Below are 12,971 nucleotides of genomic sequence, written 5' to 3' on the forward strand. Positions count from 1 at the left end.
GCCGCTCTCCCGGCCATCGGTGGCCGCGCGGAGGGAAAGGCCTTCACGGTTCCAGGACAGACAGCCCCAGGCTGTGCTTGACCGTCTTCAGGGCGATCAGGCTCTTGTATTTTCGCACAAGCGCCTGCTGCTCGCTCATGAGCCGCTCGACGAAGGCATTGTATTCGTCAAGATTGCGGACAGCGACCAGCAGAACATAATCCATGTCGCCGGTGACATACCAGCATGATTGAACTTCAGGCGCACGGTCCAGCCACCGCTGGAATTGCTCCAACGTGTGTCGGTGTTCGTTCTGGATTTCAAGCTCGACCAGAACGGACAAGGTGCGATCGACGGCTTTTGGACTGACCACAGCGACGATCTTCTGGATGATGCCATCCTGCTTCAGCCTGCCGATGCGCCGTTCGACAGCCGAGGTCGACAGATTGACCGCGTCGGCAATCGTCTTGCCGGGAATGTCGGCATTGTCCTGCAGCATCGCCAGAATGGTGCGATCGATAGTGTCCACGGCGCTTGACCCCGGTTGTAAGCGGAAAATCCTTGCAGATTTTCAGAATTGCGCGGTTTGTCCGCGTTGAAAATTCATACCATCTGCCCATGACAAAACAAGCACCGCTTTCCGCCGTCAATATCGACGATGCCCGCACGCAAATCGATCCGGTTTTCCTGAACAGCAATCTCCTGCGTTGCGATCGGCTCGGGCTCTCGCTGTTCGCCAAGGACGAAACCGACAATCCGATCCGCAGCTTCAAGGGGCGCGGAACGGGGTATTTTCTCGCCGATCTCGCGGGCGATAGAACTCCTTTGGTCACGGCATCGGCCGGCAATTTCGGCCAGGGGCTTGCCTATAACGCGGCGCGGCAGGGGCGATCGCTGGTCGTTTTCGCCAGCGTCAACGCCAATCCCCTGAAGATAGATGCCATGCGCCGGTTCGGGGCGGAGGTCTTGCTCGCCGGAGACGATTTTGACGCCGCGAAGGACGCCGCCCGAGGCTATGCCGCCGACCGCAATCTTCCATTCGTCGAGGACGGTGCGAGTGCCGCCATTGCGGAGGGGGCGGGAACGATGGCGGCGGAGCTGACGGACGAGGTCGACGATATCGACGCGGTCTTCATTCCGCTTGGCAACGGCGCCCTGGCAGCCGGGATCGGATGCTGGTTCAAATCGCAATCGCCGCGAACACGGGTTGTCGCCGTTGCCGCGAAGGGCGCGCCGTGCATGGCGCTGTCCTATGCATCGGGTGAGGTAATCTCGACGCCCGAGGCGCGCACGATCGCCGATGGCATCGCCGTCCGGATTCCGGTTCCGGAGGCCGTCGGCTGGCTCCAGGACACCATCGACGAGGTCGTTCTCGTCGATGACGATCAGATTCTGGATGCCATGCGCTTTGCGCAGGACACCTGGTCGCGTCTCGTGGAGCCCGCCGGGGCGGCGGGGCTAGCCGCTGTTCTTGCCCGGGCATCTGCACTGGCAGGCCGCCGCGTTGCGACGATGTTGTGCGGTGCCAACCTCACCGATCAACAGATCAGGGACTGGCTTCCCCTGACTGCGAGGGAAGGTGCCGGGACCTGATCGGCGGCCGGGATAAACCGGCCGTTTTCTTTTGTCGTTTAATATGAGAAAAATAATCAGGTATATACTTTACTCAAAAACTCATGTTTTGTATGGTCCAGATCCAAAGGGCAAGACTCTGCAATCGGGCAGGGCTCGCCGCACCGGGAGAGGGACGATATGGCAAAGAAGAAGCGCGCCGACCAGAAGAGCAGCGGCAAGTCGGGTGGCGATGCCACGCCGGTCAAGAAGCCGGCGCTCGACGTCAAGAGCTTTCTCTATGTCGGCGGGCGGGACTGCCAGGTCGCCCACCTGCGCCAGATCGCCAGCAATTTCGGCGCGGAACTCATTCATCACGATGGTGGTTTGAGAGAAGCGGTGTCCCGCATCGATACGGTGCTGCCGTCGGTCGACTGCGTCTTCTGCCCCATCGACTGTATTAGCCACGATGCGTGTCTGCGGGTGAAGACCGGCTGCAAGAAGTTCGGCAAGACCTTCATCCCGTTGCGCAATGGCAGCAAGTCCAGTCTGGAGCGGGCGCTGCAGACCCTGAACGAGAGGAATGACCCACAATGACTGACGATGGTCTCGATCCGGCCCTGCTGATCGGCCTTCACAAGCTGGCCGCCCAGAATGGCGACGGCCTGGCCCCGGACCTTCTGGAGCGGCTGGCCGACCGGCAGGCCTGCCTGGCGGCAAGCGCCGAGGTGATCGCGCTGCCTGGCCTGCACGAGCGTCCCGTGTCGCGCAACCAGCATCTGGCCGATGGCTGGCGGCCGTCCGGGCCGCGTGATACAGACAATGTCATCGCCTTCCCGGCACCGAAATGGCAGCAGAACGCTGCCCGAAAGAAGGTCTGACGGCTTGGCCGACGACGACAACCGCATTGAGGTTCTGCCGATCCTGCCGTCGCTGTCGATCGCGGAAAGCCGGGCTTTCTATGGCGATCAACTCGGCTTCGACGAGATCGTTCACGAGAGCGGCGATTACCTGATCGTGCGCCGGCAGTTCTGCGGCGCGCCGCTGGAGCTGCATTTCTGGTTGACCGACGACCGTTCGCTCTGCGAGCGATCCGCGGTCTATCTGCGCGGCGGCGGCATCGACCGGTTGCACGCGGAGTTCACGTCGCGCGCGGTCAAATCCCTGTCGGAGATGACAGTACGACCGTGGAACATGGAGGAATTCTATGTCTCCGATCTGCACGGCAATCTGCTGAAATTCGGCCGCGTGCCGCAGTGAACGTGGTCTGACCTCGGCTACTCAGCTTTCGCTGAGAAAGAAGGCGCCGGCGCCGGCCACCAGCCATCCCGCGATCATCAGCATGCCGCCGGTCGGTGCGGCCATGGGGAAGAGACCGAAGCCGAGGAATTGTTTGGCGGCGAGATCGCCGGCAAACAAGGCCGCGCCGAACCCCATCAAAAGGGCGGCGGCGGTTGCCGTTCTGATCGAGCGGCGGCCGGCATGCAGGGCCAGCAGAGCCGGCGCATGGGCAAGACACATGGCCGATGCCGGCCCGAGCAGGGCGCCGCCCATATGAGTGGCGGCGGCGGCCATCGCAACGCCGGCCGCCCCGATCAGCCCGGCCAGCAGAACAATGATGCGACGGGCCAGGCGGCTGGATGGCATGCCGGGGGGCATGGGGCTATTCCTTGTTCTGCATGTGCTGGGCCAGCCGGACGACCGGTTCCCAGATGATGTCGCGCAGCTTTTCGTTCTCGATCGTGTCCGCCATGGCTTGGCTGAAGCACAGCAGCCATTCGTCATGCTCCTGCGGTCCGATCTCGGCCACCATATGGCGGCGCCGCAGCATGGGATGGCCGCGTTTCTGCATATAGATCGGCGGGCCGCCGAGATAGCCGGTCAGATAATCGTAGAGTTTCTCTTCGCTGCCCGACAGATCGGGCGGATGGATGGCGCGGCAGCGGGCGGCTTCGGGCAGCGTATCCATCAGCTCGTAGAACCGCCGGGTCAGCGCCCTGACGGTCGGCTCGCCGCCTATGGCCTCGTAGAGAGTGATGGTGTCTTCGCTCAAGCCCTGGATCCTTGTCATCGCACGCTTTTCTTTTGCCGGTTTAGGCCCGCCCATGCAACGGGCCGAAGCGGCACTGCGGCGATCGGGCACATATTTTGTGAGCGTTGGGACTTGCGGGGTCCTTCATGACAAAGGCGCCCGCCGGATCCGGTTCCTGTCTGACCGGCGGGGCGACCGGTCTTTTCGGAAAGAGGCGGCGGGCGTTAAGAACGCGCGGGTCTGTCCGTGCCGTTTCAGAGGCACTTTTCTTCCAACACATGCTTCATGAGCCGTGCGGTGTCGGCGGTGAAAAGCGGTCCGTTCTCGTCGTCGTCATCGCCTTCCAGGTGATGGGAGTTGAGGCTGACGACGAGGTTGTCGCCCGAGCCGCCGTCGATCCTGAAATTGGAGAACCAGGCGCCGCCGCTGTTTCCCGACCGCATCGGATTGCCGCTCATGGTGACGATGCCGCCCAGCACCGAGGCCCATTCGCCATCGACACTTTGCAGCACCTTGCCGTCGCCGAAATTGCGGGGATAGCCAACGGCGGTCAGCGGCGTGGTGGCCGGTATGCCGATCTGCAGGGTGAGGGCGGATTTCTCGTCGTTTTTGTCGGCCAGGATGAAGGCATAGTCATAGGCATAGTTCTTTTCCGGCACATGATAGGCGTCGAAGATCGACATGCAGCGCCAGCCGACGGTCTGGGCCGCCTTGCCGTCGGCGAAGGCGCGATGAAAGGTGAAGTCGGTGTTCCAGGCGCCGGCCACAGTGTCGTAGACGCAATGGGCGGCGGTGAGGATGACCTTGATGTCACCGACGAATTGCGCCGTGCAGCGATGGGTCTTTCCGTCCGCCTTCTTGAAGGTCAGCTTGCCGGTGCTCCAATAGGGGCTATTGGCGTCGGGATGCTCCACCGGTTCCGGCACGCCTTTCAGCTGCTTCTCGGTGCGGTCGCCGGGCTTGATCTCGAGCGAGCCGGGGTTGAGTTCGCGGTAACGCTTGCGCATGCGCTCCAACTCGTCAGGGCTGACCGTCTCGTCGAGCGGCTCGGCGGCTTCGATCTCTTCGGCACTGAGCAGGGCCGAGCTGCCGTCATTCTCGTGATTGTCCATTTTGAGGTCGGCACTCAGGCCGGATGTGGCCGTGAGGATCAGAGACAGGAATGCCGAACCGACGACATTCCGTCCGGACTGGACGTGAGACATGGCATTGAACCTTTCCTGTATTGGGCAACGAGCCCTTGCGGCCGGTCTCCGAACCGCCACAAGGGTCTCATAGGGGTTTGTTTCAGGGGGGGGACGGAGCGCATTCGGTGAGGGCCGAGGCCCTGGTGGGTCTCGGCCCTCACCGTTGCTGCACTACACCAGAAGCGGCGTACGCAACTCGATGATGCCTCTTTCCGTCATGCCGGCCGACTGCTGATCCTCGATGAAGAGGCCGCGATCCGGGTCGTATTTCATGACGATCGATTCGACGCCGCCGCCGAATTTCGCCACCGACGAATTGCCGATGATCTTGGTGATGATCGTCTCGCTGGCGAATTGGCTCTGCAGCCACACGTAGACATGGGTGAAGGGTGTCATCTGAATCTGCTGCGTGGCCAGCACCGACTGGGCCGAAATCGGCTTGCGCTCGGCCAGCGTCTTGCCGATCATCGCCGATTGCGACAGGCCGAAGGTCAGAGCCGGATACTGCGAGTAGGGCATATAGTTATTGGCCGCATAGGTGCCGCGCGCGATCTGCGGATCCTTCTGCAGAGGTCCGAAGATGGCGGCAGGCGTGAAAGGATAGAAGCCGGAATCAAGGGCTGGTCCCGGTGCAACCTCTGAGAGCTTGTCGATCGAAGCACCGTCCGCGATCTCGGCCGTCGAAGCGTAAATCCAGTAGTCTTCGGTCCAGGTGATGGTGGTGGAGGGAAACGGGTCGATGGAGAGCCACACCACGTTCGGATCGCCGCTGCCGACTGGTTTTGCCAGCGTCAAACGCTGCCCGGCAGGCTTGATGTATTTCATGTCGTCAGGATCGATATTCAGCGTCAGCGTATATTTGGTCATGTCGCAGTCTCCTCTTTTGACGGTGTTGTACCGGGTGCCGGAAGACGCCGAATGCGTCTCTAAAGCGTTCCTATTCGCACAACCTGAGGCGCGATTATTTCAACCTTTGAATAGCATCCGGTTTCAGTCATTCAGCAGCGCGCGCGCGGCGGCCACAAGCGCTGCGACCCCTGCAGATCCTGCCCGCAGCCCGGTTATGGCCATGATCATGCAACCGATGGAAATATACATCTTTGTGGGGATTTATGGAATTGACAACAACCTAATGGTGTGATCAAAAGGGAACGGTTGTGATACAGTTTTTCAAGTGATCGACCGGGCTTCATGGGGTGGATCGTTGAATATCTTCTCGTTTGTCTGGAAACCTGACGCGATGGAACCATGAGAATTGGCTATGCGCGCGTGTCGACATCCGACCAGAACATGGATCTGCAGTTGCAGGCGCTGACGGCGGCCGGATGCGACCGTATTTTCTCGGATCAGGGGCTTTCGGGCGCGTCGCGGGCCCGGCCCGGGCTGATGCAGTCGTTCGAGCATCTCGGAGCTGGCGACACGCTTGTGGTATGGCGGCTCGACCGGCTTGGGCGCTCGCTGTCGCATCTGATCGATGTGGTGGCCGAGCTTGGCCGCCGCGACATCGGGCTCTATTCGATCAATGAGTCGATCAACACCGCGTCGGCTGGCGGCATCCTGATCTTCCACATCATGGGGGCGCTTGCCGAATTCGAGCGCACGCTGATTTCGGAACGAACCCGAGCCGGCATGTCGGCGGCCAAGGCGCGTGGCAGCCCGATCGGCCGACCCGTCAAGCTGCCGGCCACCGAGATGGATGACGCCATCCACGCCATTCGTATCGAGGGCCGGACGGTCACTGCCGCTGCCGCCGAATTCGGCGTCAGCCGCGCCACGCTTTACCGCGCCATGCGACGCATGCCGGCCGACAAGGGCACGGCGGCTATGGCCTAGAGACGCCAGCGGCTGCCGGCGGTCTTCGTGGTCATTCGATGATGCTCAGGCGCTCATTGCCAGGGGTTGAGGGGCGTCGGTACAGGACGGCGCCTTGGCCTTGGGGAGCAGTTCCACGACCGTCGTCCAGAGGTGATAGAGGGAGCTTGCCGGGATCGTCTTGGCGACGGATTGACCCTCGAGGTCGAGACGGTCGTGCCAGCAGCCGGCCGGCGCATCCTTCAGGTATGACCTGAACAGCGCGGCGGCAACGGCTTCCGCCTGCTGCAGGTCTTCCTCTTTTCCATGCGCGCGGTGCTGCATCAGAAACGCCTTTAACAATTCGGTCTGCGGCCAGAGGCGGCGATACTGTCCGCTTGACGGCGCACCGACTGAGGCGTCATCGAGCAGGAACGCTGATCCTGCCGCCCGCCCGAGAGCCAGCGCTGTCGAAAGCAGGGCGACGCAAAGCGCGTCATCGTCTTCTCCGGTCAGTGCCGCATGCCGCCGGACCAACCATACCCATTCGCACATGTGCCCCGGCTCAAGCCTGTCCGACTGATAGCGATCGGAAAGCTCCCAGCGTGGACCGAAGGACTCGCGCAGAAGTCCTTGGCTTTCATCGTAGAAATGGTCGTGGAGCAGGGCAAAGAGTCTTGCTTCAACGAGAGGATAGTGCGGGTCATCGTCCGTCTCGCACAGGGCAAGGCTGGCTTCCAGATAATGCATATGCGGATTTTGCCGCCGCGGCACTGTGCCGGTGCTGTCTTCCGCCCAGCCACCGAAGGGATCGGCGAGCGTCCGATCGATCGCGGCGATCAAGTTCTTGATGTGCCTTCGATACACCGGTCGGCCGGTGGCCTTCCAGAGCCAGGCCAGCGCCAGCAAGACGCAGGCATTATCATAGAGATCGCGCTCGGGATCGGTCACCGCGTCGCTGAAGCGGTTGAACGCCCGCGCATAACCGGGCCGGGCACCGGCATTCCAGGCGACGCGATGCAGGTTGCCGAAGGCGCGCTCGGCTTTTTGCAGTGATCCGGCGGGCGCAACATCGAGTGCTGAGGCATGGGCATAGACATAGATCAGCCGTGCCGCCGTTCTTGTGCGGACGATGCCGCTCGTCTCGGGCGAGCCGTCGAGCTGCAGCGCTTCCATGAAATGGCCGCGTTGCTCGTCATAGGCAGCCGATGCCCATTTTGGCAGCGCGTCATCGATGAAATAGGTCTTCAGTCGGTCCAGTTCCATGCGGGTCTCCTTCAATGGTGAGCGAAGCGCGTCGGGCCGTGTCGGTTTGGATGCGGGCCGGTGGGTGCGAGCCGGAAATGCGCGGGCGAGGGGCCAGCGGGTTTGCCTGTACGATGGACAGGCCGGGGGCTTTGCCACGGCGAGGCAAACCGAATTCAGGCGCTTAAAGCCAAAATTCGGTCCAAAATCATATTCCAGTCTTATTGTCAGGAATATTTGTGATATTAATGAGGCGCTTTTACAAATTGCGAGCCGAATTATTTAAATCACAATTGTCAATTTTGAATATTGTTCGTTAATTTGAAGCGATAATACGACTGATACGAGTAATTTTATTTTAATTGCGGACCTTTTTTATCTTTAGAACGTTTCGACATGTGTCGGCAATTCTAAATTCCGGCTTGCTTCAACCTTGTCTTGCACGAAGGGAACACCGGAATGAGCACGTTCAAACGCCTGGCCATCATCGGCAATTCGCTGCCGCGCCGCTGCGGTATAGCGACCTTCAGCAGCGACCTGCATCGGGCGATGTCGCAGTCCTTCGACAGCATCGAAACCTCCGTGGTGGCGATGACCGACAAGGGTCACACCTATCTCTATCCGCCGCAGGTGATTGCCGAAATCCATGATGATGTCCTGTCGGACTATGTAGCGGCGGCCGATCAACTCAATGCCGGCGGTTATGATCTGGTGTCGCTGCAGCATGAGTTCGGCATTTTCGGCGGCGAGGCCGGCGGCCATATCCTGACCCTGCTGTCGCGCCTGCGGATGCCAGTCGTCACCACGCTGCACACCGTATTGGCGGAACCGAGCCCGGCGCAAAGGGCGGTTCTCCACCAGATCATCGCGGCGTCTGCGCGCATCGTGGTCATGGCGGAAAAAGGCCGCGAGCTGTTGCAGACCATCTACGGCACGCCTTCGTCCAAGATCGATGTCATTGCCCACGGCATTCCGGATGTGGCCTTTGCCGAGCCGGATCTGGCCAAGGCCAAGCTCGGCTTCGCCGACAGATCGGTGATCCTGACATTCGGCCTGCTGTCGCCCAACAAGGGTATCGAGGTGATGATCGACGCCATGCCGCTGATTCTTGAGACCTGCCCCAATGCTGTCTATGTGGTTCTCGGTGCCACCCATCCGAACCTTTTGCGCGACAAGGGCGAAGCCTATCGCGACAGCCTGCAGGCGCGTGCCGAAGCGCTTGGCGTCGGGACTAAGGTGCTGTTTCTCGACCAGTTCGTCGACCTGCCGAAACTGCTCGATTTCATCTCGATGTGCGACGTCTACGTCACGCCTTATCTGCATGAAGCGCAGATGACCTCGGGAACGCTTGCCTACAGTTTCGGGCTCGGCAAGGCCGTGGTGTCGACGCCCTACTGGCACGCCCGCGAACTGCTGGCCGATGGCCGCGGCTGCCTCGTGCCGTTCAGTGCGCCGGCCGAGACCGGCCAGGCGATTGCCGAACTGCTCGGCGACGCGCCGCGCCGCCAGGCGATGCGCGAGCTTGCCTATGCCAGCAGCCGTTCGATGACCTGGGAACACACGGCTGGAAAATATCTGGCGGCGTTCAACGCGGCCCGGCGCAGCCAGCCCCTGCGGCTGGTCGCTCCTGGCGGGCAGGGCGGGCTTCCGGCGATCGGCGGCGGACCCGGCATCAATTTCGGCCATCTGCTGGCGATGTGCGACGATACCGGCATCTATCAGCACGCCGTGCATTCGGTGCCCGATCGCTCGCACGGCTATTGCGTCGACGACAATGCCCGGGCGTTGATCCTCGCCTGCGGCTTGGTGGCGGCGGGCGAGAAGACCATACCCGACCCGCTGGTGGCCGGTTTCGCGGCCTTCGTCCAGCATGCCTGGAACCCCGACACCGGACGGTTTCGCAACTTCATGAGTTTCAGCCGCAACTGGCTGGAAGACACCGGTTCGGAAGACAGCCACGGCCGCACGCTCTGGTCGCTGGGCATTGCGGCGTCGACCGATGTGGACCTGTCGCGCCGCCGCTGGGCACAGGCCCTGTTTCCGAAGGCCATGGAGGCCGTGGAAGGGTTCAGCTCGCCGCGCGCCTGGGCATTCACCCTGCTGGGCCTCGATGGCTATTGCAGCTCCAGGCCCGAGGACCGCAAAGCGGCCCGTCTTCGTGTCGTTCTTGCCGAGCGGCTGATGGCCCTGCTGGCGTCAGTCGGCACGCCGCAATGGACCTGGTTCGAGGAAGGGCTTTCCTACGACAATGCGCGGCTGCCGCAGGCCTTGATCCTGACCGGTGTGGCGACGCTCGCGCCGCATTATGTCGAAGCCGGTATCCGCACGCTCGAGTGGCTGATGACCAAACAGACCGCGCCGCGCGGCCATTTCCGGCCGGTTGGCACGGAGGGCTTTTTCGATCAGCGTAAATCCCCCCGCCTGTTCGATCAGCAACCCGTCGAGGCGACCGCGACGATTTCGGCCTGCATCGCCGCATGGCGGGTGACCGGCGACAGCGATTGGCGCGACGCCGCCTTGCGGGTCTTCAGCTGGTTTTCCGGCAATAATGACTTAGGTGTGCCGCTGATCGACGACGAGACCGGCGGCTGCCTTGACGGCCTGCATGCCGACCGGGCCAACCAGAACCGTGGCGGCGAATCCGTCATCTGCCTGCTGATCAGCAGTGTCGAAATCCGCCAGCTGTCGCGAAACCGCGACAGCCATCCGGGCTTCATCCAGCGGCGCGCCTGAGCGCGCCGGCCATTCTCCATCTTCTTAAGAACAACTCGAGGCAATCTTGTCCCATTCCGCATTCGTCAACCGTCAGGCCCTCTATCTCCGTCCCGATCCGGCAAGGGTGATCGTGCGTCCGTTCAAGCCGGCCACCGAAGCGCGCGACCTGAAGCCGACCGACAAGACGCGGGCCAACCATATCGTCGATCGGGTGCTGGCGCTGGACGACGCGACGGCGGCAAGCCTGCTCTCCGATATCCTCGAAAACTTCGAGGGCCGGCACCGCAACCTGCTGCGCAAATTCGAACTTCGGGCCGATTCCATGGAAGACGCCCTGATGGGGCATGACCCGTTCTCCCAAAAGCAGCGCCAGCTGGTCGGCGCCTATTTCATGAACGAGTATTCCTTTGAGGCTGCGGCGCTGTTCAATCCGAGTATCGTCGTTCATCCCGATCAGTCGGGTGCTTCGCCCGGTGCGCGGCGCTTTATCTTAAGCCTGCGCGCCGTCGGCGAGGGGCATATATCCTCGCTCACCTTCCGGTCGGGGGAAGTGGCGGCCGATGGCGCGGTGCGGATCGATCCGCCGGCACGGCTTGCCTCGTCGCCGGAGATCGTCAGTTCCTCTGCCTCGGCCTATGGCGATGCGATCCAGCTGAATTTCAGCGCGGAGAGCGAGCTTAGCGAACGGGTGATCTTTCCGGTCACGCCGTCCCAGTCCAACGGCATCGAGGACGCCCGTTTCGTCGCTTTCGTAGACGAGGGTGTGACCACCTATTACGCCACCTATACCGCCTATAGCGGCCAGGCGATCCGCTCCGAACTGATCGAGACCACGGATTTCGTCACCTTCCGCATGATGCCGCTCAACGGCAGCGCGGCGCGCAACAAGGGCATGGCGCTCTTTCCGCGCAAGATCGGCGGCAAATATGCCATGGTCGCCCGGCAGGACAACGAGAACCTCTATCTCATCTATTCGGACGATCTCTATCGCTGGGATGGCGGCGAAATGCTGATGTCGCCGAAATTCCCCTGGGAATTCGTGCAGATCGGCAATTGCGGCGCGCCGATCGAACTGGACGAAGGCTGGTTGCTGCTGACCCATGGTGTCGGTCCGGTGCGCCGTTATTCGATCGGCGCCACGCTTCTCGACAAGGAGGACCCGACGAAAATCCTGGCGCGCTCCACCGAGCCGCTGCTGCGCCCGGAAGCAACCGAGCGGGAGGGCTATGTGCCGAATGTCGTCTACACCTGCGGCGCCATGCGCCACAACGACATCATCATCCTGCCCTATGCCATCTCCGACACCTATTCGAACTTCGCGACCATGGGCATCAAGGCACTGCTGAAGGCGATGGGGTGAGGGACGAGCAGGGTGGCTGAGGGAGCGGCCGACAAGATGCGGTGTTCCGAGCGACCATCCGGCTCGGCACCGCGACCGGCGTTGGGCGATGGAAATTCGACCTTGGCGGCCTTTACATAGCGCCTATCGCGCTGATATTGTTGTAAATTTCAAGAAATGGCGCACCCGGTAGGATTCGAACCTACGACCTTTGGAATCGGAATCCAACACTCTATCCAGCTGAGCTACGGGTGCATCCGTGACGACGGGGTGATCCGTCGTGCTGACTTGGCGGTTCATAGCCTAGTCTTGGATCGGCTTCAATGCGGAAAATGCAGGAATGTGGTGATGCGGGTGCTAATCTCAGGCGCCGGGGGCGGTCTGGCTTTTGGAGGGATGAGATCCTGAGGGCGCGGCTGGGGCCAAGCGGTCCGGTGGTGCCTGCGCAAGGTGTGTTGCAATACCGGCTGCCTGCGCCCGTCCGCCGGCAGTGTGGCTTGGCCGCTGGTCGCAATCCTGTGGCTACAGCGCAGTAATCATTGCCGATTACTTGTTCTATCCTTCCGGTGCTATACAATGTCCAAATATTCCGAAGCCTATGCTCCTTTGTGGCGATTCGGAGCGGGAGGCAGCCATAAAACACCGTCGTACCTTATCAGACGAACCTGAAGGCCCTGGTCGCCCTGGACCGAATGTGGATTTATCAGTCATGGCAGATGCAGTCGGTTACCGGCTCCGGCGCGCCCAATTGTCGGTGTTCCAGGATTTCAACGAAACCTTCGCATCGCGCGGATTGCGCCCGACGGATTTTGCGGTTCTGATGATTCTGCTGCGCAATCCCGGTCTCAAGCAAAGCGAGGTGGCCGAAAGCCTCGGCATCCAGCGGGCCAATTTCGTCGCCATCGTCGATGGGTTGGAAAACCGCGGGCTGATCGAGCGACGCAAGTCCGATATCGACCGCCGGGTGCAGTCGCTGCATATCACCGACGAAGGCGAGGGTTTCATGCGCTCCGTCCTGCCGATCTGGGAAGACCACGAGGACCGGCTGATCGCCAAACTCGGCGGGGTCCAGGCCCGTGACCAGCTGATCGGCCTCTTGCAGCGTCTCTACGATTAGAGCGTTTCCTGGCGT

General features: G+C 61.6%; 14 protein-coding genes and 1 tRNA gene. 8 read left to right on the forward strand and 7 right to left on the reverse strand.

The features are described from left to right. Nucleotides 1-43: 43 nt before the first annotated feature. On the reverse strand, nucleotides 44-508 hold the full coding sequence (locus tag HFC70_RS27250; RefSeq protein WP_168472140.1) for an Lrp/AsnC family transcriptional regulator: 465 nt from the start codon (nucleotides 506-508) through the stop codon (nucleotides 44-46). A gap of 89 nt (nucleotides 509-597) precedes the next feature. Between HFC70_RS27250 and HFC70_RS05205 the strand changes: the two genes are divergently transcribed. The 4 genes from HFC70_RS05205 (at nucleotide 598) to HFC70_RS05220 (ending at nucleotide 2,790) form a co-directional block, all read left to right on the forward strand. Continuing rightward, nucleotides 598-1,572: a threonine/serine dehydratase gene (locus HFC70_RS05205; protein ID WP_168472141.1), complete on the forward strand. Its 975-nt coding sequence runs from the start codon at nucleotides 598-600 to the stop codon at nucleotides 1,570-1,572. 159 nt (nucleotides 1,573-1,731) lie between these two features. Then, entirely contained in the window at nucleotides 1,732-2,127 is a 396-nt protein-coding gene (locus HFC70_RS05210; RefSeq protein WP_168472142.1) for a DUF2325 domain-containing protein, read from the forward strand. Further along, on the forward strand, nucleotides 2,124-2,411 hold the full coding sequence (locus tag HFC70_RS05215; protein ID WP_168472143.1) for a hypothetical protein: 288 nt from the start codon (nucleotides 2,124-2,126) through the stop codon (nucleotides 2,409-2,411). The genes HFC70_RS05210 and HFC70_RS05215 overlap by 4 nt, the downstream gene beginning before the upstream one ends. A gap of 4 nt (nucleotides 2,412-2,415) precedes the next feature. Then, nucleotides 2,416-2,790 (forward strand): glyoxalase superfamily protein, encoded by a 375-nt coding sequence (locus HFC70_RS05220; RefSeq protein WP_168472144.1) that lies wholly within the window; start codon nucleotides 2,416-2,418, stop codon nucleotides 2,788-2,790. Nucleotides 2,791-2,811: 21 nt separating this feature from the next. Here HFC70_RS05220 and HFC70_RS05225 read toward each other — a convergent pair whose 3' ends face one another. The 4 genes from HFC70_RS05225 to HFC70_RS05240 form a co-directional block, all read right to left on the reverse strand. Next, nucleotides 2,812-3,177 carry a DUF423 domain-containing protein gene (locus HFC70_RS05225; RefSeq protein WP_168472210.1) on the reverse strand — a complete coding sequence of 122 codons (366 nt, stop codon included), beginning with the start codon at nucleotides 3,175-3,177 and terminating at the stop codon, nucleotides 2,812-2,814. Nucleotides 3,178-3,193: 16 nt separating this feature from the next. Beyond that, complete coding sequence (locus HFC70_RS05230; protein WP_168472209.1) at nucleotides 3,194-3,583, reverse strand: globin; 390 nt, start codon at nucleotides 3,581-3,583, stop codon at nucleotides 3,194-3,196. A 233-nt stretch (nucleotides 3,584-3,816) separates the two neighbouring features. Then, the gene (locus tag HFC70_RS05235; RefSeq protein WP_168472145.1) at nucleotides 3,817-4,767 is read right to left on the reverse strand and encodes a serine protease; all 951 of its coding nucleotides are present in this window, start codon (nucleotides 4,765-4,767) and stop codon (nucleotides 3,817-3,819) included. A gap of 153 nt (nucleotides 4,768-4,920) precedes the next feature. Further along, the gene (locus tag HFC70_RS05240; RefSeq protein WP_210259138.1) at nucleotides 4,921-5,616 is read right to left on the reverse strand and encodes a hypothetical protein; all 696 of its coding nucleotides are present in this window, start codon (nucleotides 5,614-5,616) and stop codon (nucleotides 4,921-4,923) included. A 381-nt stretch (nucleotides 5,617-5,997) separates the two neighbouring features. On the opposite strand from HFC70_RS05240, the gene HFC70_RS05245 reads away from it, so the two are divergent. Then, nucleotides 5,998-6,582, forward strand: coding sequence for a recombinase family protein (locus HFC70_RS05245; protein ID WP_168472146.1), 585 nt, complete (start codon nucleotides 5,998-6,000; stop codon nucleotides 6,580-6,582). A gap of 45 nt (nucleotides 6,583-6,627) precedes the next feature. Here the strand turns inward: HFC70_RS05245 and HFC70_RS05250 are convergent, their stop codons facing one another. Continuing rightward, nucleotides 6,628-7,806: an AGE family epimerase/isomerase gene (locus tag HFC70_RS05250; RefSeq protein WP_168472147.1), complete on the reverse strand. Its 1,179-nt coding sequence runs from the start codon at nucleotides 7,804-7,806 to the stop codon at nucleotides 6,628-6,630. A gap of 438 nt (nucleotides 7,807-8,244) precedes the next feature. Here HFC70_RS05250 and HFC70_RS05255 point away from each other — a divergent pair, with 438 nt between their 5' ends. Then, nucleotides 8,245-10,518, forward strand: a complete 2,274-nt coding sequence (locus HFC70_RS05255; protein ID WP_168472148.1) for a glycosyltransferase family 4 protein — start codon at nucleotides 8,245-8,247, stop codon at nucleotides 10,516-10,518. A gap of 46 nt (nucleotides 10,519-10,564) precedes the next feature. Further along, a complete protein-coding gene (locus HFC70_RS05260; RefSeq protein WP_168472149.1) occupies nucleotides 10,565-11,860 on the forward strand; it encodes a glycoside hydrolase family 130 protein in 1,296 nt (431 codons plus the stop codon). 157 nt (nucleotides 11,861-12,017) lie between these two features. On the opposite strand, the gene HFC70_RS05265 is transcribed toward HFC70_RS05260, so the two are convergent. Continuing rightward, a tRNA-Arg gene (locus tag HFC70_RS05265) sits at nucleotides 12,018-12,094 on the reverse strand. Nucleotides 12,095-12,548: 454 nt separating this feature from the next. Here HFC70_RS05265 and HFC70_RS05270 point away from each other — a divergent pair. Next, a complete protein-coding gene (locus HFC70_RS05270) occupies nucleotides 12,549-12,956 on the forward strand; it encodes a MarR family winged helix-turn-helix transcriptional regulator (RefSeq protein WP_168472150.1) in 408 nt (135 codons plus the stop codon). Nucleotides 12,957-12,971: the final 15 nt, after the last annotated feature.

Source organism: Agrobacterium sp. a22-2 (assembly GCF_012276985.1).
Classification (GTDB): Bacteria; Pseudomonadota; Alphaproteobacteria; order Rhizobiales; family Rhizobiaceae; genus Allorhizobium.